This is a genomic window from Bacillus suaedaesalsae (assembly GCF_016890225.1).
Taxonomy (GTDB): domain Bacteria; phylum Bacillota; class Bacilli; order Bacillales; family SA4; genus Bacillus_BS; species Bacillus_BS suaedaesalsae.
On sequence record NZ_JAFELM010000021.1, the window covers coordinates 122290 to 147675 of the forward strand.

23 protein-coding genes and 1 pseudogene are annotated in these 25386 nt (G+C 37.6%); 20 read left to right on the plus strand and 4 right to left on the minus strand.

Annotated elements, in window-relative coordinates:
* Positions 1–98 precede the first annotated feature (98 nt).
* The 8 genes from JR050_RS06645 to JR050_RS06680 all read left to right on the plus strand — a co-directional run bounded on the left by JR050_RS06645 (position 99) and on the right by JR050_RS06680 (position 10458).
* Positions 99–2153: a sigma-54 interaction domain-containing protein gene (locus JR050_RS06645; RefSeq protein ID WP_204202728.1), complete on the plus strand. Its 2055-nt coding sequence runs from the start codon at positions 99–101 to the stop codon at positions 2151–2153.
* Positions 2154–2379: 226 nt separating this feature from the next.
* Positions 2380–3282: a phosphate butyryltransferase gene (gene yqiS / locus JR050_RS06650; protein ID WP_204202729.1), complete on the plus strand. Its 903-nt coding sequence runs from the start codon at positions 2380–2382 to the stop codon at positions 3280–3282.
* Between the two features lie 29 nt (positions 3283–3311).
* Positions 3312–4415 carry a Leu/Phe/Val dehydrogenase gene (bcd, locus tag JR050_RS06655; RefSeq protein ID WP_204202730.1) on the plus strand — a complete coding sequence of 368 codons (1104 nt, stop codon included), beginning with the start codon at positions 3312–3314 and terminating at the stop codon, positions 4413–4415.
* Positions 4416–4527: 112 nt separating this feature from the next.
* Positions 4528–5634 (plus strand): butyrate kinase, encoded by a 1107-nt coding sequence (gene buk / locus JR050_RS06660; RefSeq protein WP_204202731.1) that lies wholly within the window; start codon positions 4528–4530, stop codon positions 5632–5634.
* Between the two features lie 21 nt (positions 5635–5655).
* Entirely contained in the window at positions 5656–7077 is a 1422-nt protein-coding gene (gene lpdA / locus JR050_RS06665; RefSeq protein WP_204202732.1) for a dihydrolipoyl dehydrogenase, read from the plus strand.
* 64 nt (positions 7078–7141) lie between these two features.
* Entirely contained in the window at positions 7142–8134 is a 993-nt protein-coding gene (locus JR050_RS06670) for a thiamine pyrophosphate-dependent dehydrogenase E1 component subunit alpha (protein WP_204202733.1), read from the plus strand.
* A 14-nt stretch (positions 8135–8148) separates the two neighbouring features.
* Complete coding sequence (locus JR050_RS06675; protein WP_204202734.1) at positions 8149–9132, plus strand: alpha-ketoacid dehydrogenase subunit beta; 984 nt, start codon at positions 8149–8151, stop codon at positions 9130–9132.
* 30 nt (positions 9133–9162) lie between these two features.
* The gene (locus JR050_RS06680) at positions 9163–10458 is read left to right on the plus strand and encodes a dihydrolipoamide acetyltransferase family protein (RefSeq protein WP_204202735.1); all 1296 of its coding nucleotides are present in this window, start codon (positions 9163–9165) and stop codon (positions 10456–10458) included.
* Between the two features lie 74 nt (positions 10459–10532).
* On the opposite strand, the pseudogene JR050_RS06685 reads toward JR050_RS06680, so the two are convergent.
* Positions 10533–10888 (minus strand): annotated as a pseudogene (locus JR050_RS06685) (FAD-binding protein); the annotation flags it as partial.
* A gap of 220 nt (positions 10889–11108) precedes the next feature.
* Between JR050_RS06685 and JR050_RS06690 the strand changes: the two are divergent.
* The 9 genes from JR050_RS06690 to JR050_RS06730 all read left to right on the plus strand — a co-directional run bounded on the left by JR050_RS06690 (position 11109) and on the right by JR050_RS06730 (position 20737).
* Positions 11109–12965, plus strand: a complete 1857-nt coding sequence (locus JR050_RS06690; protein ID WP_204202736.1) for a methylmalonyl-CoA mutase family protein — start codon at positions 11109–11111, stop codon at positions 12963–12965.
* Positions 12952–15120, plus strand: coding sequence for a methylmalonyl-CoA mutase (gene scpA, locus JR050_RS06695; protein WP_204202737.1), 2169 nt, complete (start codon positions 12952–12954; stop codon positions 15118–15120). The genes JR050_RS06690 and scpA overlap by 14 nt, the downstream gene beginning before the upstream one ends.
* The gene (gene meaB, locus JR050_RS06700; protein WP_204202738.1) at positions 15113–16129 is read left to right on the plus strand and encodes a methylmalonyl Co-A mutase-associated GTPase MeaB; all 1017 of its coding nucleotides are present in this window, start codon (positions 15113–15115) and stop codon (positions 16127–16129) included. The genes scpA and meaB overlap by 8 nt, the downstream gene beginning before the upstream one ends.
* 104 nt (positions 16130–16233) lie before the next feature.
* Positions 16234–16671: a BrxA/BrxB family bacilliredoxin gene (locus JR050_RS06705; RefSeq protein ID WP_204202739.1), complete on the plus strand. Its 438-nt coding sequence runs from the start codon at positions 16234–16236 to the stop codon at positions 16669–16671.
* A gap of 291 nt (positions 16672–16962) precedes the next feature.
* Positions 16963–17721: a transporter substrate-binding domain-containing protein gene (locus JR050_RS06710; protein WP_204202740.1), complete on the plus strand. Its 759-nt coding sequence runs from the start codon at positions 16963–16965 to the stop codon at positions 17719–17721.
* 27 nt (positions 17722–17748) lie between these two features.
* On the plus strand, positions 17749–18414 hold the full coding sequence (locus JR050_RS06715) for an amino acid ABC transporter permease (RefSeq protein ID WP_204202741.1): 666 nt from the start codon (positions 17749–17751) through the stop codon (positions 18412–18414).
* Positions 18407–19129, plus strand: coding sequence for an ATP-binding cassette domain-containing protein (locus tag JR050_RS06720; protein WP_204202742.1), 723 nt, complete (start codon positions 18407–18409; stop codon positions 19127–19129). Before JR050_RS06715 ends, JR050_RS06720 begins: the two co-directional genes overlap by 8 nt.
* Before the next feature lie 90 nt (positions 19130–19219).
* Entirely contained in the window at positions 19220–20173 is a 954-nt protein-coding gene (locus tag JR050_RS06725; RefSeq protein ID WP_204202743.1) for an aromatic acid exporter family protein, read from the plus strand.
* A gap of 57 nt (positions 20174–20230) precedes the next feature.
* Positions 20231–20737: a L,D-transpeptidase gene (locus tag JR050_RS06730; RefSeq protein WP_204202744.1), complete on the plus strand. Its 507-nt coding sequence runs from the start codon at positions 20231–20233 to the stop codon at positions 20735–20737.
* Between the two features lie 32 nt (positions 20738–20769).
* Here the strand turns inward: JR050_RS06730 and JR050_RS06735 are convergent, their stop codons facing one another.
* The gene (locus tag JR050_RS06735) at positions 20770–20931 is read right to left on the minus strand and encodes a hypothetical protein (RefSeq protein WP_204202745.1); all 162 of its coding nucleotides are present in this window, start codon (positions 20929–20931) and stop codon (positions 20770–20772) included.
* A 79-nt stretch (positions 20932–21010) separates the two neighbouring features.
* On the minus strand, positions 21011–22156 hold the full coding sequence (locus tag JR050_RS06740; protein WP_204202746.1) for a CAP domain-containing protein: 1146 nt from the start codon (positions 22154–22156) through the stop codon (positions 21011–21013).
* A gap of 162 nt (positions 22157–22318) precedes the next feature.
* Here JR050_RS06740 and JR050_RS06745 point away from each other — a divergent pair, with 162 nt between their 5' ends.
* On the plus strand, positions 22319–23074 hold the full coding sequence (locus JR050_RS06745) for a class I SAM-dependent methyltransferase (protein ID WP_204202747.1): 756 nt from the start codon (positions 22319–22321) through the stop codon (positions 23072–23074).
* A gap of 43 nt (positions 23075–23117) precedes the next feature.
* On the opposite strand, the gene prli42 is transcribed toward JR050_RS06745, so the two are convergent.
* Positions 23118–23210 carry a stressosome-associated protein Prli42 gene (prli42, locus tag JR050_RS06750; protein WP_149218581.1) on the minus strand — a complete coding sequence of 31 codons (93 nt, stop codon included), beginning with the start codon at positions 23208–23210 and terminating at the stop codon, positions 23118–23120.
* Between the two features lie 199 nt (positions 23211–23409).
* On the opposite strand from prli42, the gene mce reads away from it, so the two are divergent.
* Positions 23410–23811, plus strand: coding sequence for a methylmalonyl-CoA epimerase (mce, locus tag JR050_RS06755; RefSeq protein ID WP_204202748.1), 402 nt, complete (start codon positions 23410–23412; stop codon positions 23809–23811).
* 13 nt (positions 23812–23824) lie between these two features.
* Entirely contained in the window at positions 23825–25372 is a 1548-nt protein-coding gene (locus JR050_RS06760) for an acyl-CoA carboxylase subunit beta (RefSeq protein WP_204202749.1), read from the plus strand.
* Positions 25373–25386: the final 14 nt, after the last annotated feature.

A 25386-nucleotide genomic window follows, 5' to 3' on the forward strand; every position in this document is an offset into this window, starting at 1 on the left:
TTATTATAGTGGAAAAACGTCATGAGGGAAATTGCCAAAACTTACAATTCAGTGTACAATAATTATGTGCAATATTTTGCAATTAGGAGTGTCTAACTATGCAAAAAGTGTTATTAGTAGGAGCTGGAAAAGGTGGAACTGCTATACTCCGTCTCCTTAAGGAAACGGAGATAATGGAAATAGTAGCGGTTGTGGATATTAATAAAGAAGCTCCTGGCTTAGAATTAGCTAAAACATTAGGTATTGAAACGAGCACTAGCTGGGAAGTGTGCTTGACAGATGAAATCGATATTATCGTTGAAGCAACGGGAGATGAAGAAGTCTTTAGAGCAATTCGAGAAAAGCGTAGTCAAAAAACAGTTTTAATTCCGGGTACGGTTGCGCATTTCTTGTCAAAGTTGATTGAAGAGAAAGAGCTGCTAATTAATGAGTTAACTCATCAATCATATAAATATAATTTGATATTCAACTCTACTCATGACGGTATGATTGTAGTTGATATTGATGGTAAAATTATTTTGTTTAATCGAAGTGCCGAAAAAGTTACGGGGATAAAGAAAGAAGAAGCAATTGGACAAGACATCGAGAAAATAATACCTACTACTCAATTGCCAAGGGTGCTTCAAAGTCGCGAGATAGAGAAGAATAAAGAGTTATTGCTCGAAAACGGTAAAAAGGTCATAACGACGAGAATACCGATTGTAACAGATTCGGGTACGCTCCTTGGAGCATTTTCTGTCTTTAAAGATATTACAGAGGTTGTCAATTTAGCAGAAGAAATTACAAACTTAAAGGATATCCAAACAATGCTAGAGGCAATTATCCAATCTTCTGAAGAAGCAATCTCAGTTGTAGATGAAGAGGGTAAAGGGATTCTTATCAATCCAGCATATACGCGAATAACTGGGCTTACTAAAGAAAATGTTGTTGGTATGCCTGCAACAGCAGATATTTCTGAAGGTGAAAGTATGCACATGCAAGTCCTTCAGACAAGAAGGCCAGTTAGAGGAGCGAGGATGAGGGTAGGTCCTAATCATCGTGATGTTATTGTCAATGTTGCTCCTATTATCGTAGATGGTAAGTTGAAGGGTAGTGTAGGTGTTATTCATGACGTCTCAGAGATCCACTCGCTAACAAATGAATTAAAAAGAGCGCGACAAATTATTCGAACATTAGAAGCGAAATACTCGTTCGATGACATCATTGGAAGCGCAGAAGAAATGACGTTTGCCATTGAACAAGCAAAATTAGGTGCCAAAACTCCTGCTACAGTATTGCTAAGGGGAGAGTCAGGAACAGGAAAAGAGTTATTTGCTCATGCTATACATAATGGTAGTGATCGAAAATTCAATAAGTTTATTCGAGTAAATTGTGCAGCGATATCTGAATCACTATTAGAAAGTGAACTGTTTGGTTATGATGAAGGAGCCTTCTCCGGTGCTAAACGTGGCGGGAAAACTGGTTATTTTGAAGAAGCAAATAATGGGAGTATTTTTTTGGATGAAATTGGCGAACTATCAGCTGGAATGCAAGCAAAGCTTTTACGTGTTTTACAAGAACATGAAATTGTCCGAGTAGGGGGGACAAAGCCGATTCCAATCAATGTCCGTGTGATTGCTGCAACCAATGTTAATTTGGAAAAGGGAATAGCGAATGGAACATTTAGAGAGGATTTATACTATCGATTAAATCGCCTTCCGATTCATATTCCTCCTCTTAAACAACGAAAACAAGATATACCAAACTTGTGCCACTACTTATTACATAAAATAAACCAAGACTATGGTAGGGTCATTGAAGGGATCACTGAGGAAGCGTTGCGTTATTTAATGGAATATCATTGGCCGGGTAACGTTCGCGAACTTGAAAACATTCTAGGTAGAGCTGTTATTTACATGAAGCCGAATGAAACAAAAATAGAATTATCTCACATTCCTAAATTAGAGCCACAAGGGCAAACTAAAATAGACCAAGGACCGAATGAGATAAATGTTAGGACTCTTAATGATATGGTCGAAGAATTCGAAGCAAACATATTATCAAGGGTAATTCAACAGAATAATGGTAACAAAACGTTAACCGCTAAACAGTTAAATATTTCATTGCGAAGTTTATATTATAAACTAGATAAATATCATGTTTTGCAAAAGTGAGCATGCAATTTCTTTCACATCGTGCAGATATTTGCATGGTCGTTAAAATAAATGAAGCGTTTTCATTGAATGAAAAATTGGCATGATTCTTGCTTATATAATATATGGGTGCATATTTTGGTTAATCAGAATTTTTCTTTTGAATTTTTGAACAACCTAAGAAAAACTAGGGCGACCTACGACGCTAGCTGAGTATTCCTACTATCAAAAGGGGTTGAAGACAAACATGAAACTTAGCACACTCATTGAAAATGCAACCCGTTTTAATGGGAAGGTTGTTGCGGTTGCAGCAGCTGAGGATGAAGAAGTTATTGAGGCAGTACATTTAGCTTTGGAAAACAACCTCGCCTCTTTCCATCTATTCGGAAATGAAACTGAAATTAAAAGTTTGCTAACGAAGCATGGTATTGAGAAAAATGAACATATCGTGATTCACCATGCAAATACGAAGGCACGTGCAGCTGAATTGGCAGTTAAAGCAGTTAGTTCCAATGATGCAGATATTTTGATGAAAGGGAATATACCTACATCAACAATATTGAAAGCAGTATTAAACAAAGAATATGGGCTTAGAACTGGTAGTGTGTTATCACATGTCGCAGTATTCGAAGTACCTGGTTTTGATCAGTTGATTTTCGTTACTGATGCAGCTATGAATATTGCGCCAGACGTTCAGGAGAAAGCACAAATTGTACAAAATGCAGTAAATGTTGCGATTTCTATTGGAATTAGTAAACCAAAAGTTGCTCCTTTAGCAGCTGTTGAAGTGGTGAATCCTACTATGCAAGCAACGTTAGATGCAGCCATACTTAGTCAAATGCAAGTCAGAGGACAAATCACAGACTGCAAAGTCGATGGTCCGTTAGCACTTGATAATGCGGTTTCGTTAGAGGCAGCAGAGCATAAAGGGATTACTGGTGAAGTAGCGGGACAAGCAGATATTTTGCTAGTTCCTACAATTGAAGTTGGTAATGTATTATATAAATCATTAATTTATTTTGCGAAGGCGAAAGTCGGAGCGATGATCGCAGGAGCTAAGGCACCAATTGTATTAACATCTAGAGCAGACTCTGCTGAAAGTAAATTATACTCACTTGCATTAGCAGTTTGCTCTGTAGCAAATAAATAACTAAAAGGTAATCTGGGGAGGAAACGAAAATGGAATTATTCAAGTACATGGAAACTTACGATTATGAGCAGTTAGTATTATGTCAAGATAAAGAATCAGGCTTAAAAGCAATTATTTGTATTCACGATACAACATTGGGACCAGCTCTTGGCGGTACTCGTATGTGGACTTATGCATCAGAAGAAGCAGCGATTGAAGATGCCCTGCGTTTAGCAAAAGGAATGACTTACAAAAATGCAGCAGCAGGTCTAAACCTTGGTGGGGGAAAAACGGTTATTATCGGTGATCCACGTAAAGATAAGAACGAAGCAATGTTCCGTGCGTTTGGTCGCTATATTCAAGGCTTAAATGGTCGTTATATCACTGCTGAAGATGTAGGAACTACTGTAGCTGACATGGATCTTATTTATGAAGAAACTGAATTTGTAACAGGAATTTCACCTGCATTTGGTTCTTCGGGTAACCCATCACCTGTAACTGCTTACGGTGTATATCGTGGTATGAAGGCTGCAGCAAAAGAAGCGTTTGGTACAGACTCTTTAGAGGGTAAAGTGATTGCAATTCAAGGTGTAGGAAATGTTGCTTACAACTTATGTCGTCATTTGCATGAAGAAGGTGCAAGCCTAATTGTTACAGATATTAATAAAGAGGCTGTTGCAAGAGTCGTTGAAGAATTTGGAGCAAAAGCAGTAGATCCAGATGAAATTTATAGCGTAGATTGTGACATTTATGCACCATGTGCTTTAGGAGCTACCATTAATGATGAAACAATTCCGCAATTAAAAGCAAAAGTGGTTGCTGGTGCGGCCAACAACCAATTAAAAGAAGCTCGTCACGGAGATGTTCTACAAGAGATGGGTATTGTATATGCACCAGACTATGTTATTAACGCTGGTGGAGTAATTAACGTAGCGGACGAACTTTACGGATATAACCGTGAACGTGCAATGAAAAAAGTAGAAACAATTTATGACAACATTGAACGCGTAATTTCAATTTCAAAGCGTGATGGAGTTCCTACTTATGTAGCAGCAGACCGTCTCGCTGAAGAAAGAATCAACACAATGAAGAATTCTAGAAGCCAATTCCTACAAAACAATAAACACATTTTAAGTCGCAGAGTTGGACGTTAATCAATAAATTTTTTTAGATAGAGGTAAGCTTGAGGTGTGGGAGGACAAACATCAGGATCATGCATCATCCCACCTCTCACCTCACAAACCCTCTCTATTGGAGGAATCAACATTGCAAGAAAACGAATACCGAATTTTAGTTATTAATCCTGGCTCAACTTCCACAAAAATAGGTGTCTACTCAGATGAAGTATCAATCTTTGAGAAAACGATACGCCACGATGCAGAAACCATTTCTTCTTTTTCAAATATTATTGATCAATATGAATTTCGTAAGAACACAATATTGGAAACGTTAGATCATGAAGGAATTAATATTTCGAAGTTAAGTGCTGTTTGTGGTCGAGGCGGTTTACTTCGTCCTATTGAAGGCGGCACCTATGATGTAAACGATCAAATGCTCAAAGATTTGAGAAAAGGCTATTCGGGACAACATGCTTCAAACTTAGGTGGAATCATTGCCTATGAAATTGCAAGTGGATTAAATATCCCTTCTTTCATCGTTGACCCAGTGGTAGTAGACGAATTAGACCCTATCGCTAGAATATCGGGTGTTCCAGAAATAGAACGAAAAAGTATATTCCATGCGCTAAACCAAAAAGCGGTTAGCAGACGAGTAGCAAAAGAATTAGGCAAGCGTTATGAAGAGCTAAATTTAATCGTTACTCATATGGGTGGGGGAATTACCGTTGGTGTTCACAAACTAGGAAGAGTAATCGATGTAAATAATGGTCTTCATGGTGATGGGCCATTCAGTCCAGAACGTGCAGGAACCGTACCAGCCGGAGATTTAGTATCACTTTGCTTCTCTGGCGAGTATTACCGAGATGAAGTAATGAAAAAATTGGTTGGTCAAGGTGGACTTGTTGGATATCTAGGAACGAATGATGCGGTAAGAGTTGAAAAAATGATTGAAGCAGGGAATGAAAAAGCCAAACTTGTGTATGAAGCAATGGCCTATCAAGTTGCAAAAGAAATTGGCTCTGCAGCAGCCGCATTAGCAGGTAAGGTTGATGCAATCATATTAACAGGCGGTCTCGCTTACGGTAAGGGATATGTGTCACTAATTACGGATCGAGTTAAATGGATTGCTGATGTAATTGTTCAACCAGGTGAAAACGAATTACAAGCATTAGCAGAGGGAGCTCTGCGTGTATTAAAAGGCGAAGAGAGAGCTAAAACCTATCCAGGCCTTGTGGATCAAATAGTTAAGGCTTAAAGGTGAAGGAGAGATGAAAACATGGCAACAGAATATGATGTAGTCATACTTGGAGGCGGAACAGGTGGATACGTAGCAGCTATCCGTGCTTCCCAATTAGGTAAGAAAGTGGCAATCGTCGAAAAAGGTAAGTTAGGTGGTACATGTCTACATAAAGGATGTATCCCTAGTAAGGCTCTTCTTCGTAGTGCAGAAGTATTTGCAACAGCTAAAAAAGGCGAGGAGTTTGGAGTTATTGCAAAAGAAGTAGCTCTAGATTTCACAAAGGTTCAAGAGAGAAAAGCGAAAATCGTAGAACAACTTCATAAAGGTGTTCAACACTTAATGAAGCAAGGGAAAATTGATGTTTATGAAGGATTAGGAAGAATTTTAGGACCGTCAATTTTCTCTCCAATGCCTGGAACAATTTCTGTAGAAATGAACAATGGTGAAGAAAACCAAATGTTAATTCCGAAAAATGTTGTAATCGCAACAGGTTCACGTCCAAGAACACTTCCAGGACTAGACATTGACGGTGAATTCGTTCTTTCTTCAGATGAAGCATTAGAACTTACAGAGCTTCCTAATTCTATTATTATTGTTGGTGGTGGAGTAATCGGGATTGAATGGGCATCGATGATGTCAGATTTCGGAGTTGAAGTGACGGTACTTGAGTATGCAGATCGCATCATTCCAACAGAAGACCGAGAAATTTCAAAAGAAATGCAACGTATCATGAAGAAAAAGGGAGTTAAAATTGTTACAAATGCGAAGGTACTTCCTGAAACATTGGAAAAAGGGAATGGTGTAACAATTAAAGCTGAACATAAAGGAGAGCAAAAATCCTTTACAGCTGAAAAAATCCTTGTATCTGTCGGACGTCAAGCAAATATAGAAGGTATTGGAATCGAGAATACAGAAATTCAAATAGACCGAGGCTTTATTGTTACAAACGAAAATTATCAAACAAAAGAATCACACATGTATGCAATTGGTGATGTAATTGGCGGACTTCAGTTAGCTCATGTAGCCTCACATGAAGGTATTACAGCTGTAGAGCATATCGCAGGTGAAAAGACTCATCCAGTTGACCCAACTCTTGTTTCAAAATGTATCTATAGTAATCCAGAAGCAGCTAGTGTTGGTCTAACAGAAGATGAAGCAAAAGAAAAAGGTTATAAAGTGAAAACTGGAAAGTTTTTATTTAAGGCAATTGGAAAGGCACTTGTTTATGGCGAGTCAGATGGATTTGTAAAGCTTGTTGTTGATGAAGAAACAGACGATTTATTAGGTGTTCATATGATTGGTCCACACGTAACTGATATGATTTCTGAAGCTGGCTTAGCAAAAGTACTTGACGCGACTCCGTGGGAAATCGCTCATACGATCCATCCGCATCCAACCTTATCAGAAGCAATTGGTGAAGCAGCGCTTGCTGTTGAAGGAAGAGCAATTCATTCATAATTTTAGAATCTATGGAGGTAGGTAATCCTGCCTTCATCTACATATTTTATTAGGGGGTATCCATATGACTGAGAATCGTCATCAAGCCTTAGGTTTAAGTGATGAGACTGTTTTAGAAATGTACGAAACAATGCTACGTGCTCGTAAGATTGATGAGCGTATGTGGTTATTAAACCGTGCAGGTAAAATTCCATTCGTAATTTCTTGTCAAGGGCAAGAAGCTGCACAAGTTGGTGCTGCATTTGCGCTTGATCGTGAAAAAGATTATGTACTGCCATACTACAGAGATATGGGTGTTGTATTAACATTTGGAATGACTGCAAAAGAATTAATGTTATCAGCATTTGCAAAGGCGGAAGATCCAAACTCTGGTGGCCGACAAATGCCTGGTCACTTTGGTCAAAAGAAAAACAGAATCGTAACAGGTTCATCTCCGGTTACAACACAAGTCCCACACGCAGTTGGTGTTGCTCTGGGTGGAAGACTAGAAGGAAAAGACTTAGTAACGTTTGTAACGTTTGGTGAAGGTTCTTCTAACCAAGGAGATTTCCATGAAGGTGCAAACTATGCTGCAGTACACAAACTACCTGTTATCTTCATGTGTGAGAATAACAAGTACGCGATCTCTGTTCCATATGAAAAGCAAGTAGCATGTGAGAACATCTCTGATCGTGCAATCGGGTATGGTATGCCTGGTATCACAGTTGATGGTAATGATATTTTAGAAGTATACAAAGCTGTAAAAGAAGCGGCAGACCGTGGTCGCCAAGGTGAAGGTCCAACTCTAGTAGAAACAGTATCTTATCGATTAACTGCTCACTCAAGTGACGATGATGATCGTATATATCGTACAAAAGAAGAAGTAGAAGAAGCAAAGAAGAAAGATGGCTTATTCGCTTTCGAACTGTATCTACAAGAAATCGGACTATTAACAGAAGAAAAATTGAATGAAATTCAAGAAAAAATTAAAAAAGAAGTAGAAGAAGCAACAGACTACGCAGAAAATGCTCCATACGCAGAGCCAGAGCATGCTTTAAAGCATGTATATGCTGAGTAAGAGGGGGAAGAGAGATGCCAGTAATTTCATATATTGATGCTGTAACAATGGCGATTCGTGAAGAAATGGAAAGAGATTCAAAGGTTTTCACTTTAGGTGAAGATGTTGGTCTTAAGGGTGGAGTTTTCAAAGCAACACATGGTCTATATGATCAATTCGGAGAAGACCGTGTAATTGATACACCGTTAGCTGAGTCAGCAATTGCAGGTGTAGCAATCGGTGCAGCAATGTATGGAATGAGACCAATTGCTGAAATGCAATTCGCTGATTTCATTATGCCTGCAGTTAACCAAATCATTTCAGAAGCTGCAAAAATCCGTTATCGTTCGAACAATGATTGGAGCTGTCCGCTTGTTGTACGTGCACCATACGGTGGTGGAGTACACGGTGCTTTATATCACTCTCAATCAGTAGAGGCTGTATTTGCGAATCAACCCGGGTTGAAAATCGTAATGCCTTCAACTCCTTATGATGTAAAAGGGTTATTGAAAGCAGCAATTCGCGACGAAGATCCTGTTTTATTCTTTGAACATAAGCGTGCTTACCGTTTAATAAAAGGTGAAGTTCCAACAGATGATTATGTACTACCAATCGGTAAAGCAGATGTAAAGCGTGAAGGTGAAGACGTAACTGTTATTACATATGGTCTATGTGTACACTTCGCACTTCAAGCTGCTGAAAAACTTGCAAGTGACGGTATTTCTGTTCATGTATTAGATTTACGTACTGTATATCCACTTGATAAGGAAGCTATTATGGAAGCAGCATCGAAAACAGGTAAAGTACTTCTTTTAACAGAAGACAATAAAGAAGGAAGTATTATGGGTGAAGTTTCTGCGATTATCGCTGAGAATTGCCTATTCGATTTAGATGCACCAATTAAACGCTTAGCAGGACCAGACGTTCCGGCTATGCCTTATGCTCCAACAATGGAAAAGTATTTCATGATTAATCCAGATAAAGTCGAAAAAGCATTACGTGAACTTGCTGAATTTTAATTAACGTACGGGTAAAGGAGGTCATCTCGATTGGCTATTGAAAAAATTACGATGCCACAGCTTGGTGAAAGTGTTACCGAGGGAACAATTAGTAAATGGCTCGTGTCACCAGGAGATAAGGTAAACAAGTACGATCCTATTGCAGAAGTTATGACAGACAAAGTAAATGCTGAAGTGCCATCTTCATTTACTGGGACAATTAAAGAACTTATTGCAGCAGAAGATGAGACGTTACCAGTCGGTGCTGTAGTATGTACGATTGAAGTTGGAGGAGGGGAAAGCACACCTGTTGTAGAAACACCAGTTGCTGAACCTTCATCTGCACCCGCATCCGCAGAAACAATCACACCATCTGCAGATCAATCAAATAAGCGTCGTTATTCACCGGCTGTTCTTCGTTTAGCGCAAGAAAATAATATTAACCTTGAACAATTAACTGGTACAGGAGCGGGTGGACGTATTACTCGTAAGGATGTTCAACTAGTGATTGAATCAGGTCAAATTCCAACACCTGCTGCTAAGAAAGAAGAAACAGTTGCGCCAGGTACACCAGCAGTTGAAACTACTGTACCATCAGCATCTAGTAAGCCAGCTGCTGCACCGGTAAATGTGCCAACAATGCCAGGTGACATTGAAATCCCAGTGTCGGGTGTTCGTAAAGCAATTGCAGCAAATATGCTACGCAGTAAGCATGAAGCTCCGCACGCTTGGACAATGGTAGAAGTTGATGTGACAAACCTTGTGAATTATCGTAATTCTATTAAGAATGAGTTTAAAACTAAAGAAGGCTTTAATTTAACGTTCTTTGCATTCTTTGTAAAAGCAGTTGCACAAGCTCTTAAAGAATTCCCACAAATTAATTCAATGTGGGCTGGCGATAAGATTGTTCAAAAGAAAGACATTAACATCTCAATCGCAGTTGCAACAGATGATGCGCTTTTCGTACCAGTTATTAAACATGCAGATGAAAAGACGATTAAAGGTATTGCTCGCGAGATTACAGAGTTGGCAAACAAAGTTCGTGCAGGTAAGCTAAAGTCTGATGAAATGCAAGGTGGAACTTTCACTGTTAACAACACTGGGTCATTTGGTTCTGTCCAATCAATGGGTATCATTAATTACCCACAAGCAGCGATTTTACAAGTTGAATCTATTGTAAAACGCCCAGTTGTTATGGATGGTGGAATGATCGCGGTTCGTGATATGGTAAATCTCTGCCTATCTTTAGATCACCGAGTACTTGACGGTTTAGTTTGTGGACGTTTCCTTGCAAGAGTGAAGGAAATTCTAGAGAACACTACAAAAGAAAATACTTCTGTTTACTAATAAAAATAGCAGTCCGATTCATTAAATCGGACTGCTTTATTTTATATACAAAGATTTCATTGTAATATCATTTATTACAGCACTTTTTCTGCAATAGATCTTCCAGCTTTACACCCTGTAAATAAACATCCACCGAGAAATGTTCCTTCGAGTTCCGATATTCGCAAACTCCTCATCCTCCAAAACTAGAAGCTTCCCAGCCGCATATAAACCTGGAATAGCGTTTCCAATAGAGTCAAGTACACGTCCTGATAAATCGGTTTGCAAACCACCTAATGTTTTGCTACTAACAATATGTAATCGCTCAGCAATAAGAGGTCCATTTTTAGGTTCAAGTATCCTATGTCAAGATGTAACCCTGATTAACTTTAACTCCAATATAGTTTCGTGTTCCATGTATAGCAGTCACTAGAAGGTTTTTGTTAAATTGTACCACTTTAGACATCAATATAAATAACAACATAATCTCAATAAAAGTTCACCTATCGCAAGAAAGAATTCTGAAGAGAAACCACTATCAAGATTTTCAGGAATGAATAGTAGCCTTTACATTGTGCCTAAGCAGTATTTGTACTAAAATTAAACTATGTAAAAATATACATATTAGCTCTAACTCAAACTGAAAGCGTTTTCGGGCAAGGGGGATGGATATGACAGAAAAATTATCGGCCAGCTGGTTAAATGAGTTAAATGAAACATTTGCAATTCCTTCTTATGAGGAATGGGAGCAAGTGGCCAAAGCTTCTTTAAAAGGAAAACCTTTAGAGAAACTATACACTCAGACATACGAGGGAATAACTTTACAACCTATTTATCGTAGTGAACAAGTAACAAACAACCTGACACTTCAACATGGAAATCCGACTCAAACTTGGAATATCTCACAAGAGATCAAAGTTACGACAATTGAAGAAACAAGTATAGCCATTCAACAGGCATTACAATTCGGGCAAACATGTATCAATATCGATTTTTCGAATTCTACTATAAATAAAGAAGAGTTTTATGGAATACTGGATTCATTTATAGATACAGAAGCTTTTGTTTTCATTAAAGGAGATCAAAGCATTTTAAAATATATTCATTCTTATCAAGAAGAAAAAGGGCTTACTGTAAATGGTGTAATTGGATTTGATCCAATTGCTAAATGGGTGAAAACGGGTGCTTTACAGAAGAACTTAACAAAATATTATGAAGAAATGGCAGAAACAATACAAATCTCATCTTCTTCAATTAAATGTCTGTTAGTAGATAGCCAGCCTGTACATAACGGTGGAGCAAATGCTGTACAAGAGCTAGCATATACACTCTCCGTTGCTATAGAGTATATCAATCAGCTTACTGAACGCGGTTTATCAATAGATCAGATCGCTCCTCATTTCGCGTTTTCATTTAGTGTAGGATCCAATATGTTCATGGAGATTGCGAAACTAAGAGCGGCGAGATTTCTTTGGTCTGCAATTGTGAATGAGTTTGGAGGTTCAGAGAATTCACAAAGAATGTGGATTCATGCGAGAACTTCCATCACGACAAAGACAAAATATGATCCCTACGTAAATATGCTTCGTTCAACAGTAGAGACGTTTGCTGCTGTTGTTGGTGGGGCTAATAGCGTTCATACGTCAACTTTTGATGAGGCTCATGGAATTTCTACTGAGTTCTCTGAAAGAATTGCAAGAAACGTACAATCCATTTTGAAGGAAGAATCTCACCTTCATAGAGTAGTAGACCCTGCAGGTGGTTCATGGTATATCGAAAGGATAACAACTGAATTAGCAGAGAAGGTCTGGGAGATGATCCAGAAGGTTGAGCAAGAGGGAGGCATTGTGTCTTCACTAAAGAATGGGACAATTCAAAACGACATTCAGAATACTAGAGAACAACGCTTTAAAAAGATCGACTATCGCAAGGAACGAATTGTTGGGACAAACATGTATGCAAACACTAAAGAAGAAAGTATAAATAGGAAGTCTAGTAAACAGGAAATTGAACAAAGTTCTGAAAATTTAATAGAGCCTATTCAACAAGTTCCTGTGATTAGATGGTCTATGAAGTATGAAGAGCTTAGAGATGCATCATTTATGTATTTTAATAAGCATGGAAAGATGCTATCAATCCAATTAATTAATATAGGGGTACTTCCAAAACACAAGCCAAGAACTGATTTCATTAAAGGTTTTTTTGAAGTAGGAGGCTTTGAAGTTAAGGATAGTGAGAGTTTCTTAACTGTTGATGAAGTGAGCGCCTTTCTGACATCTGCATCAGATACAGTATATGTATTGTGTGGTATTGATGAGACATATGAAGAAATCGGAAGAGAAGTTGTACAGATACTTCAAACACATGCACACTCATCATTCGTGTATATAGCAGGAAGGCTTGATTCCCAAACAGAAGAGGACTATAAATCACTAGGATTATCAGATACAATTCATGCAAACACAAATTGTTATGAATTTTTGTATAAGCTACAAAAAGAAATGGGGGGATATCATGAAGAAGCCTAATTTTGCCTCAATCCCTTTTACTCAATTAGTAAATAATCAATATTCTGGTAATCTAGATCAAGTCACGACGTATGAGACAAATGAAAAGATTACAGTAAAGAGTCACTATACAGAAAGTGATAGCATTGAACTTCCCTTTTTAGATTACATGCCAGGTATAGCTCCTTATACAAGAGGACCATACCCAACGATGTATGTGACACGTCCGTGGACAGTAAGGCAGTATGCAGGATTTTCAACTGCTGAGGAAAGTAATGCTTTTTACCGTCGTAATTTAGCTGCAGGACAAAAAGGGTTATCAGTTGCCTTTGACTTAGCAACACATCGAGGCTATGATTCTGATCATCCTCGTGTTGTAGGGGATGTTGGGAAAGCTGGAGTGGCCATTGACTCTATATTAGATATGAAAATCTTATTTGATGATATTCCACTTGATGAGATGAGTGTTTCGATGACAATGAACGGCGCTGTATTACCGATCATGGCATTTTATATTGTTACAGCGGAGGAGCAAGGTGTAAAACAACATCAACTATCAGGAACAATTCAAAATGATATTTTAAAAGAGTATATGGTCAGAAACACGTACATTTATCCTCCTGAAACATCAATGAGAATTATTGCTGACATTTTTGAATACACGTCCAAAAATATGCCGAAATTCAATTCGATTAGCATCTCGGGTTATCACTTACAAGAGGCAGGAGCGCCTGCTGATTTAGAGTTAGCGTATACGCTTGCTGATGGTCTCGAGTATGTTAGAACTGGTTTAAAAGCGGGAATTGACATTGATTCCTTTGCTCCAAGACTTTCATTCTTCTGGGCAATCGGAATGAATTACTTTATGGAAGTTGCCAAAATGCGTGCAGCTCGTTTACTGTGGGCTAAATTAATTAAACCTTTTCAGCCCAAAAATGAGAAGTCACTAGCACTTAGAACTCACTCTCAAACTTCCGGATGGAGCTTAACAGAGCAAGATCCATTTAATAACGTAGCAAGAACCTGTGTTGAAGCATTAGCGGCATCACTTGGACATACACAATCTCTTCATACAAATGCATTAGATGAAGCGATTGCCCTGCCGACAGATTTCTCTGCTCGTATTGCTCGTAATACACAGCTATATTTACAGGATGAAACAGGAATATGTAATGTAATTGATCCGTGGGGCGGTTCTCATTATGTTGAAACATTGACGGCTGAATTAGTAGATCGTGCGTGGAAGCATATTACTGAGATTGAAGAACTTGGTGGAATGGCTAAGGCGATTGAAACAGGGTTGCCGAAAATGAGAATTGAAGAAGCTGCTGCTAGACGTCAGGCACATATTGATTCGGGCAAGGAAGCGATTATCGGTGTCAACAAATATCGTCTAGAAAAAGAGGATGAAATAGATACGTTAGATATTGATAATACAGCAGTAAGAGTGAAGCAAATTGAACGATTAAAACAACTAAGAGAAAATCGTGACGAAGAGAAAGTCACGGCTGCATTAGATGCAATTACAAATGCTACTGAAACTGGAGGAGGTAACCTTTTAGAACTCTCTGTTGAAGCAGCGAGAGTACGAGCGTCATTAGGTGAAATTTCGTATGCGATTGAAAAGGTAGCAAAGCGCCATAAAGCTGTTATTCGTTCCGTAAGTGGTGTGTATAGCTCAGAATATTCAAATGAAGCTGAAATTCTGCGTGTGAAAAAGCTTACAGATGAGTTTGCTGAACAAGAAGGAAGAAGACCTCGTATTATGATAGCGAAGATGGGGCAGGACGGTCATGACCGCGGGGCAAAAGTAATCGCAACCGCGTTTGCAGATTTAGGGTTTGATGTTGATATCGGACCGTTATTCCAAACACCAGAGGAAACTGCACTTCAAGCAATTGAAAATGATGTTCATGTGATTGGATTAAGTTCACTGGCTGCCGGACATAAAACGTTATTACCACAACTTGTGGAAGAACTTCGAAAGCATGACAGAGAAGACATAGTTGTGATAATTGGGGGAGTTATTCCAGCGAAAGACTACGACTTCCTATTAAGTAATGGAGCGTCTGCTGTATTTGGTCCAGGAACAGTTATCCCAGTCGCAGCCGAAAAAGTACTTCAAGAAGTATATACACGTTTAGGGTATGAGAATGGTGTGACCTCGAATGACTGATAGGAAGCCGAAAATCCCTAGAAAGCGAGAGAAAACAGCGACCGAACTTTCGGATGGAGTTTTACAGGGAAATAGGGCAATACTTGCACAAGCTATTACACTAATTGAAAGTAATGCTCCTAGGCATTTTGAAAAGGCTCAAGAGTTATTAAATCTTATAATACCAAGTAGTGGGAAATCTATTAGAATTGGCATTACTGGTGTTCCTGGTGCTGGTAAAAGTACGTTTATTGAAGCGTTTGGCATGTATCTTTGTGAGTTAGGACATAAGGTTGCAGTGTTAGCTGTGGATCCCTCTAGTAGCGTTACTGGAGGGAGCATATTAGGTGACAAGACAAGAATGGAACAGCTATCCAGACATCCACATGCATATGTAAGACCATCTCCATCAGCGGGAACACTTGGTGGAGTCGCGAAGAAAACGCGAGAAACGATACTGTTATGCGAAGCAGCGGGTTACGATGTTATCATTGTTGAAACAGTTGGTGTCGGACAAAGTGAAGTAGCTGTTAGAAGTATGGTTGATATATTTCTATTGTTAGCATTAACAGGTGCGGGCGATGAACTACAAGGAATGAAAAAAGGAATTATGGAGCTAACAGACCTTTTACTCATTAATAAGGCTGATGGTGATAATGAACAAAAAGCATTAAGAGCTAAACAGGAGTTCTCTAGAATTCTACATTTTCTAAGACCCGCAACAAAGGGCTGGTCTTCAAAGGCATTAACGTGCTCTGCACTATATCAAATTGGAATTGATACTGTTTGGAACAATATTTTAGAATATGAAAAAGTAACAAAAGAGTCCAATGTGTTTCAAGAAAGACGTGAGGCACAAATGAAAGATTGGTTTTATACGATGATTGTGGATCGATTACAAACTATGTTTTTTCAACATTCAACGATTAAACAGCAGCTCCCGATACTAGAGAGTCAGATTCTATCAGGTAAACTCTCGGCAAGTCTTGCAGTTAATGAGTTATTTGAAGAATATGAACGAGCAAAGTAAAAGTTGGATATACTAGGGTGTAGAATCGGTGAGCGTGAAGGTTGAATAATAAAGGGTAGAACTGTTAATATGAATTCACAAGCTCTGACTTAGGAGGAAGTAGAATGTCAATGAATTTTAATTTTTTTATGAACGATGTTGTTAGCCAGGCACGTGAGGAAATGGTGAATGCGGGTTACCAAGAACTAAAATCACCAGAAGAGGTAGATGAAGCCCTATCACAAAAAGGAACTACACTTGTAATGGTGAATTCCGTTTGTGGATGTGCAGGTGGTATTGCTCGTCCTGCTGCTCTCCATTCCATTCACTTTGATAAGCGCCCTGATCATCTTGTCACGGTTTTTGCTGGACAAGATAAAGACGCAACGGCTAAAGCGCGTGAGTATTTTGAAGGATACCCACCGTCATCACCTTCATTTGCTTTATTAAAAGATGGTAAGATTGTCACTATGGTAGAAAGACATGAAATTGAAGGACATGATCCAGTTCAAGTTATCAATAAGTTACAACAAGCATTTGAACAACATTGTGAAGAAGTTTAATGATGAAAGTCACAGTTTAATCTGTGGCTTTTTCTTTTTCCTATGAGAATGAATATAGGCTAAATCGAATAAATTAAATGAATGAGAATAAGAGAGGATGAGTTTATTTTATGAACTATATTCTTCACTTTCAAACTAATAAATAAAAAAGATATTGCATAATTATACGTATGTGTTAAAATACAATCTGTTGAATATAAATGCATGACAAAATAAGTACTTGAAATAATGTGTGTATTTATTCATAATATTTATTAAATTATAAAAATAAAATATCTAGGGGGAGAAATAATGAAAGCAAAGAAATGGTTACTTGGTTTAATGATGTCGATATTAATAGTTGGTGTTTTAGGAGCATGTGGCAATGGTGACGATAAGAAGCTTGTTATGTTAACATCAGCAGATTACCCACCATATGAATCAATGGATACAAATACCAACGAAATTGTTGGTTTTGATGTAGATATTGCAAAGTATATTACAAAAGAACTTGGGTATGAGCTTGAAATTAAAGATATGGATTTTAATTCTCTTATCACTGCGATGAATGCTGGAAAAGGGGATTTCATCATGGCTGGTATGACACCTGATGAAGACCGTAAGAAAAACGCTGATTTTTCTGATATCTACTTTACAGCGAAACACTTAATTGTGACAAAGAAGGATAGTGGAATTGAAACAACGGAAGATTTAAAAGACAAAACTGTAGGTGTACAAACTGGTTCAATTCAAGAAGGAGTAGCTGAAACGGTTGCAGAGACAATTGACATCAAAATTGAAACTAGAAATCGTATACCAGAAATTATTCAAGAGATGTTAGTGGGACGTTTTGATGCAGCCATCATTGAAGACACTGTGGCCGCTGGGCATTTCAAGAATAACCCGGAACTCACTGGCTTTGAGGTAAAAGAAGTAAGTGAAGCTGGATCTGCTATTGCTTTTGAAAAGGGTAGTGATTTAACAGTGGAATTTAACCGTGTACTTAATGAGATGAAGGATAATGGCGAATTAGATAAATTAGTAGTGAAATGGTTTGGTGGAGAAGAATAATTACTTTTGAAGGGAGTAGAAAAGGGCATGAATCTTAATTTCTCTGATAACCTCGTGCCCTATATCCCTTTTATATTACAAGGGTTATGGGTTACACTAGGGGTTGTTATAGTTTCGGCACTAATTGGTTTTATTCTAGCAATTATTTTAGCATTGTTTAAAATCAGTAGAGTGAAAGCATTACAGTGGTTTGCAGACGCATATACGTCCGTCTTTAGAGGAACACCTCTAATATTACAACTTATGATTATTTATTTTGGATTACCACAGTTGCTTGGTGGAGTAGATATCCCACCATATGTTGCAGCTGTTTCTGCATTTGCATTAAATTCGGGTGCATATATGTCTGAAGTTATCCGGGCAGGGATACAAGCTGTCGATAAAGGACAACGTGAGGCTGCAATGGCATTAGGTGTTCCATACAAAAAAATGATGTGGGATATTGTAATGCCACAAGCATTTAAAAATATTCTGCCAGCCTTAATGAATGAATTTATTACACTGACTAAGGAATCAGCTTTAGTTTCTGTTATTGGAACAATGGATTTGATGAGACGAGCACAAATTATTGGAGGCAAAACGTATGGTTTTTTCGAGCCGTTATTATTTGTAGGTCTGGTTTATTATCTCCTCATCATCATCCTAACATTTGTAGGTAAAATGATTGAAAGGAGGTTGAAACAAAGTGATTAAAGTACAAAACCTTCATAAATCATTTGGACAACTAGAAGTATTAAAGGGGATTTCAACGGAAATTAAACAAGGGGATGTTGTGGCAATTATAGGACCTTCTGGGTCAGGTAAATCAACATTTTTACGTTGTATGAATTTACTGGAAGAGCCTACAAGTGGCCAAGTTTGGATTGGAAGTGAAGAGGTTACCAATCCAAAAGTAGATATCTTAAATGTTCGACAAAATGTAGGGATGGTTTTTCAACACTTTCACTTATTCCCACATATGACGGTATTAGAAAATTTAACGTATGCACCAATTAATGTTAAAGGACTTTCTAAGTCAGAGGCAGAATCTATTGGCCAAGATCTATTGAAGAAGGTTGGCTTATCAGAGAAAGTGAATGAATATCCAACGAAGCTTTCAGGAGGACAGAAGCAACGTGTGGCAATTGCTCGAGCACTTGCAATGAATCCGAATGTAATGTTATTCGATGAACCAACCTCTGCTCTGGACCCTGAGATGGTAAAGGAAGTATTAGAGGTAATGAAGTCACTTGCACATACGGGTATGACGATGGCAATCGTAACTCATGAAATGGGCTTTGCTCGTGAAGTGGCTGATCGAGTGTTATTCCTAGATGAAGGACAACTTGTAGAAGATGCCCCTCCAAGAGAATTTTTTACGTCGCCAAAGACAAAACGTGCGCAAGATTTTTTAGAAAAAATGCTATAATCAAAATGGTGATCCTTTTGGGTCACCATTTTTTATTTGACTAATGAAACCTTTTTCAAGATATCCTAAACAATAGTTAGGAGAGTGTGTATGTTTAAAATTGGATATCGAACGATCAAAACAGCTTTAGGTGTATCGATTGCGATTTTTATTGCAGCTATGTTGGAGCTTGAGTATTACACATCTGCAGGTATTATTACCATTCTTTGTATACAAGCTACAAAGAAAAAGTCACTGAAGAGTTCGTGGTCTAGATTGTTAGCAAGTACTGTCGCTATTATTTTTTCCTTCATCATTTTCAAAATAATTGGTTACACTCCTATCTCTCTAGGAGTTATTTTATTATTTTTCATCCCAACTACGGTGTTCTTACGAATTCAAGAAGGTATTGTAACAAGTAGTGTTATTATATTTCACTTATATAACAAGAAGTCTTTTACCATTGATTTTCTTTTAAATGAATACGCGATCATTTCAATTGGAATTGGTGTAGCTTTAATCATGAATTTATATATGCCTAGTGTAGATAAAGAATTAAAAAAATATCAAAAAGAAATCGAGCGATACTTTGCATTTATATTTAAGGAAATCGCAGTATATCTAAGACAGCAAGAGTCAAGTTGGGATGGGAAGGAATTAACACTTGCACATGAATCCATTGAAGAGGCAAAAAGTTTAGCAATTAGGGATATTCAAAATCACATAACTCGATATGAGAATACATACTATTCATATTTTAAAATTCGTGAACGACAGCTACAAATTATTGAAAGAGTGTTACCGTTAGTAACATCTTTAACACATTCTTGTGAACAAGGGGAGATATTGGCCGAATTTGTGGATGACATTAGTAATTCCATCCATCCAGGAAATACTGCAAAACGATTTCTAGACAAAATAGAGGAATTGAAAACAGCGTTTCGCCAAATGGAGCTTCCAAAGACGAGAGAAGAGTTTGAAGCACGGGCATCATTACATCAATTTTTTAGGGAAATGGAACAATATTTAATAATTAAGAGCTATTTTAGACCTAATTATGAATGATTTGAAATATTAGGCAAAAACTAACCTTACTAGTTAAAGAAATGTGAGGCGAACGTAATGTTAAATTTGATCCTTACTATTCTCCTTACGGTATCCCCTATTTGGCCACTTGGACAAAATCCGTTAGTGGGGGACCCTTACTTAATTGTGAATAAACAAACAAACCAACTTGCTTATATTAACCATGGTGAACTAAAGAGTATTTATGATGTTGCAACTGGCTATACGGATGAGTTAACGCCTGAAGGTGAATTTACGATTGTTGTAAAAGCTGTGAATCCTTATTATCGTAAGAAAAACATTGAAGGTGGCACTAAAGATAATCCATTAGGTACAAGGTGGATGGGGTTTGATGCAGAAGGGACAGATGGTAGAATTTATGGAATACACGGCAATAACAATGCTATGTCAATTGGTCATTACGTTACGCAAGGCTGTGTTAGGTTAAGGAATAACGAAATTGAACAACTTTTTAATGAAATACCATTAGGAACGAAAATCAAAATTACGAATACAGATATGTCATTTATTGAACTCGCTACAATTGCCGGAGCAATCAAATAAAAAAGGCTAAGGAACTCATCCTTGGCCTTTACCTATAACTCCCTACCCGTTGCCCCTGGTGACTTATCCGTATCGGAATTGTTGTTAAATCCTTTATCGTTAGACTGTTGCTTATGGGGTCTGTCACTACCTACATATTCAGACTTATGCTCCTGTTGAAGTTTTGTAAATTTATTAAAATCTTGATTCACCATGAGTTGTTGTCTCCTTTTTTCTTGTAGTCGTATGTTAGTGTGACCTTAATTCTCTCATTTAACCCAAACTTATACAGCATTACTTACTAAAATAATTTTCTGTATAGTAAGGCTGTGATTCTTGGTTAAAGGCAACACCTACTCCGAGATATTCATAGTCCTTTTGTAATATATTTTCACGATGTCCCACCGAGTTCATTAACCCTTCATGTGCAAAAATACTGCTAAACTGACCGTAAGCCAAATTCTCTCCAGCAACATTAAAGACTATATCGTCCTCAAGCATCCGATCAAATGGAGATTCACCTTCTAAATTAGTATGACTAAAATAATTATTTTGAGCCATGTCTGCACTATGCTTACGTGCTGTTTCTCTAACTGCTTCATCCCATTCTAACACTGGAAGTCCATGCACGACTCTTGCTGCGTTTGTTAAGTCGAAAAGCTGATACTCAAAGCCTTCCTTTAGTTGATCAGTTCCTTCTGTATAAAAGGACTCTTTAGCTTTTTCTAAATCCTTACTAACCATTTGGATGGCAGTTACGATATTATCGCGATGTTTATCGTAAAAAATAGTCGTATACGTGTTGTTTAATAAATACACTTCGTAGTCTCTGTCTTTCTCGAATTGATAGATCATTCTACCTTTATTAATACTGTTTAATGGTTCCCCAAAAGCATCCAACACTTGTTGTCTTGTACTACCATACGTAATATTTTTTGTGGATGAAATTAAATCTTGATTTGTATATAATCCTGCAACCAAACCGTTTCCTTCATAACCAACCATGACAAAATTTTGATAGTTTTCATGGTAGGCGAACCATTCAATGCCGTATTCATTATATGTTGAACGTTTTGGCGCTCCTAATAGTTTTTCAACATGTTCCTTTGTATCACCAACCTGAACATTATGAATCGAAAAGTACTGTTCGGTAGGTGTTTCTAATTGTGGCTTCGGGATAGTAGGTGAAGCCTGGTCATTCGTTTTTGTTTCAGGAAGTTCTTCAAGAGTTGACTGAAGTTGTTCAACTAATAACTGAAGCCCTAACGAAATACGTTCAATTAATTGCGTTATTTCTGGATCCTTCGAAACTATATCAATCTCTGATTTGATGGCTTCAATAGCAGAGTCAAAACTTGTATTCTCAAGATGCTTTTCTCCCGTATTCCATAATGCATAAAAGAATATTCCAACAGATATAAAAAGAAGTAACCTTCTCATAAGCAGAGTCCCTCCCTCCATTACCATTCTATCCAAAATAATTCGAAACGAATCATAGATTTATAAGGTAATTGATTAGTCTTTTTGGGATATTTTAAAATTACTCTTTAATAATATGCTAACATTATCCATATAGGATAATGGAGAAGAGGTAACAGGAAAATGGGACAAACAAATATCATAGAAGTGAATAAAAATTGTTGGAATAAAGTGGCTCATCATTTTCATGGTGTGGAGGCGTTACCAGAATATGGACCATTTACAGAAACCGAAGATGAATTACATCTGTTCGATGAGATAAAAGGAAAGAAAGTACTTGAAATAGGTTGTGGAAGTGGACATTCTTTAAAATATATGTCAGACAGACATGCTAGTGAATTATGGGGGATTGACCTTTCACAAAGTCAAATTGAAACTGCTAAATCTACGTTGATTGGATTAAATACTAATCTTATCTGTAGCCCAATGGAAGAAGAATGTGGTATTCCAAAGGAGTATTTTGATATGGCATTTTCAATCTATGCACTTGGTTGGTCAACAGATTTATCGAAAACCACTACTCTTATTTATTCTTATTTAAAGCAAGGAGGAAGCTTTATTTTCAGTTGGGAACATCCCTTTTATTCGAGCTTAACTTCGAGAAATGAAGAACTCATACTAAGTAGAGAGTACCAAAAAGAGGATATGTGGGAAATTCCTTCTTTTAAAGGTGAGTCAGTGCAAGCAATCATTCCAAGAAGAAAACTGAGTACGTTTTTAAATGAGCTAATTCGCGTTGGATTTAAAATTGAAAAATTAATCGAGGGAGAAGTATCTTCAAAGTATGATAATGAAATCGGAGAAATTTCAGAGAGATATTATTCTCTATATAAAACTAGACTGGTACCGTCTACTTTTATTATAAAAGCAAGGAAGTAAGAAAAAAAGAACGACTTAAAGTCGTTCTCTTGTTTTTGCATCTTTAAAAAAACATTGCCATACCAGCAAATAATGAAGATAGTAAGATTGAAATGATCATTAAATATACAACAAATTTTTGTGTTTTACGGGACATCTTTTTTCCCCCTTTTATTTATGGCTCTTATCTATTATTCTAATCATTTACGTGAATCAGGACAAGTCATAAAAAGTGGCAGGATATTTCATGGTCTATGCAGAAATAAGAATAGATGTAGGTTAAAAAGTATTTTATTATAATTGTATGCGTTTTCTTTTTTGGACATGCTTAGTTTTTGTTAGGAGGGAATGTTTATATGATAAAAAAAGTTGATCATATAGGTATTGCAGTTCGGTCGATAGAAGATTCGTTAGACTTTTATGTATCCACATTAAAGCTTGAATTATTAGGAATTGAAGAAGTAGAGTCAGAAAATGTTCGTGTCGCTTTTATAAAAGCTGGCGAAACAAAGTTAGAGCTATTACAGCCAACTAGCCCAAATAGTGCGGTTGCTAAATTCATAGAAAAAAAGGGTGAAGGAATTCACCATGTTGCTTTAGGTGTTTCATCAATAGAAGAGAGAATACAGGAACTTAAGGAAAATGGGATACAAATGATTAATGAAACATCTAAACCAGGGGCTGGAGGAGCGCAAATCGCATTCATGCATCCTAAATCAACTGGTGGAGTTTTACTAGAACTTTGTGAAAAGAAATAAAGGAGTGTTCATCTTGAATATTTACGAAAAAATAAATGAACTATATGACAGGAAACGTGAAGTAGAATTAGGTGGCGGTGACGATCGTATTGAAAAGCAACATGAAAAGGGTAAACTAACTGCTAGAGAAAGAATTGATCTTCTAGTTGATCCTGGAACATTTGTAGAGTTAAACCCGTTTATTGAACATCGCTCTCAAGATTTCGGTTTAGGTGATAAAAAAGGTCCTGGAGATGGTGTTGTTACAGGGTACGGTAAAGTACATGGTCGTCCTATATACTTGTTTTCGCAAGACTTCACTGTTTTCGGTGGAGCATTAGGTGAGATGCATGCGAAGAAAATATCAAATATTATGGACTTAGCTGTGAAAAATGGTGCTCCAGTGGTTGGGTTAAATGACTCGGGTGGAGCAAGAATTCAAGAAGGTGTGGTATCATTAGATGGTTATGGTCACATTTTTTACCGTAATGCCATTTATTCGGGTGTAGTCCCACAAATCTCAGTTATTATGGGTCCGTGTGCAGGGGGAGCCGTTTATTCACCAGCGATTACTGATTTTGTATTCATGGTTGAGGAAACAAGTCAAATGTTCATCACTGGTCCAAAGGTTATTGAAACCGTAACAGGTGAAAAAATTTCCTCCGAAGACCTTGGTGGAGCGAAGATGCATAACTCTGTTAGTGGTAATGCTCATTTCTCTGGTAAAACAGAACAGGAAGTACTAGAGCAAGTTAGACATTTGTTAAGTTATTTACCACAGAACAATGAAGAAAAGGCACCAATAAAAGAGCAAAATGATGAATCTGACTACCGACCAGATTTAACAGAAACGATACCATTTGATCCGATTCGTCCTTACGATGTGAGAACAGTCGTAGAGCAGGTAGTAGATGAAGGATCTTTCTTAGAAGTACATAAAGATTTTGCAAGGAATATTGTCGTAGGATTGGCACGAATTAAGGGAGAAGTGGTAGGATTAGTTTGTAATCAACCGAAGGTCATGGCAGGTGGACTAGATATCGATTCATCTGACAAAGCGGCTCGCTTTATTCGTTTCTGTGACTCGTTTAATATTCCTATTATTACATTTGAGGATGTAACAGGATTCTTCCCAGGTGTAAAACAAGAACACGGTGGAATCATACGTCATGGAGCTAAGATTTTATATGCTTATTCAGAAGCAACAGTACCTAAGTTAACTGTTATTTTGAGAAAAGCATATGGAGGGGCATATGTAGCATTAAATAGTAAAGCCATTGGTGCGGACTTAGTGTATGCGTGGCCGAATGCAGAAATTGCGGTAATGGGACCACAAGGAGCCGCTAACATTATTTTTGCAAGGGAAATTGAAAATAGCGAGAACCCAGAGCAGACAAGAGCGGATAAGATTGAAGAGTATCGCGAAAAGTTTGCAAACCCATATGTTGCAGCAAAAATGGGAATGGTTGATGATGTCATTGATCCAAGAGATACAAGAATAAAATTGATTCAAGCACTCGAAATGTTAAGAAACAAGCGTGAAGAACGACCTAGAAAAAAACACGGAAACATCCCGTTATAAACATTGGAGGTATA

Coding starts and splice junctions, on each gene's coding strand:
- JR050_RS06645 (WP_204202728.1), top strand. CDS start 99: ATGCAAAAAGTGTTATTAGTAGGAGCTGGAAAAGGTGGAACTGCTATA.
- yqiS (WP_204202729.1), top strand. CDS start 2,380: ATGAAACTTAGCACACTCATTGAAAATGCAACCCGTTTTAATGGGAAG.
- bcd (WP_204202730.1), top strand. CDS start 3,312: ATGGAATTATTCAAGTACATGGAAACTTACGATTATGAGCAGTTAGTA.
- lpdA (WP_204202732.1), top strand. CDS start 5,656: ATGGCAACAGAATATGATGTAGTCATACTTGGAGGCGGAACAGGTGGA.
- JR050_RS06670 (WP_204202733.1), top strand. CDS start 7,142: ATGACTGAGAATCGTCATCAAGCCTTAGGTTTAAGTGATGAGACTGTT.
- JR050_RS06675 (WP_204202734.1), top strand. CDS start 8,149: ATGCCAGTAATTTCATATATTGATGCTGTAACAATGGCGATTCGTGAA.
- JR050_RS06690 (WP_204202736.1), top strand. CDS start 11,109: ATGACAGAAAAATTATCGGCCAGCTGGTTAAATGAGTTAAATGAAACA.
- scpA (WP_204202737.1), top strand. CDS start 12,952: ATGAAGAAGCCTAATTTTGCCTCAATCCCTTTTACTCAATTAGTAAAT.
- meaB (WP_204202738.1), top strand. CDS start 15,113: ATGACTGATAGGAAGCCGAAAATCCCTAGAAAGCGAGAGAAAACAGCG.
- JR050_RS06705 (WP_204202739.1), top strand. CDS start 16,234: ATGTCAATGAATTTTAATTTTTTTATGAACGATGTTGTTAGCCAGGCA.
- JR050_RS06710 (WP_204202740.1), top strand. CDS start 16,963: ATGAAAGCAAAGAAATGGTTACTTGGTTTAATGATGTCGATATTAATA.
- JR050_RS06715 (WP_204202741.1), top strand. CDS start 17,749: ATGAATCTTAATTTCTCTGATAACCTCGTGCCCTATATCCCTTTTATA.
- JR050_RS06725 (WP_204202743.1), top strand. CDS start 19,220: ATGTTTAAAATTGGATATCGAACGATCAAAACAGCTTTAGGTGTATCG.
- JR050_RS06730 (WP_204202744.1), top strand. CDS start 20,231: ATGTTAAATTTGATCCTTACTATTCTCCTTACGGTATCCCCTATTTGG.
- JR050_RS06735 (WP_204202745.1), bottom strand. CDS start 20,931: ATGGTGAATCAAGATTTTAATAAATTTACAAAACTTCAACAGGAGCAT.
- JR050_RS06740 (WP_204202746.1), bottom strand. CDS start 22,156: ATGAGAAGGTTACTTCTTTTTATATCTGTTGGAATATTCTTTTATGCA.
- JR050_RS06745 (WP_204202747.1), top strand. CDS start 22,319: ATGGGACAAACAAATATCATAGAAGTGAATAAAAATTGTTGGAATAAA.
- prli42 (WP_149218581.1), bottom strand. CDS start 23,210: ATGTCCCGTAAAACACAAAAATTTGTTGTATATTTAATGATCATTTCA.
- mce (WP_204202748.1), top strand. CDS start 23,410: ATGATAAAAAAAGTTGATCATATAGGTATTGCAGTTCGGTCGATAGAA.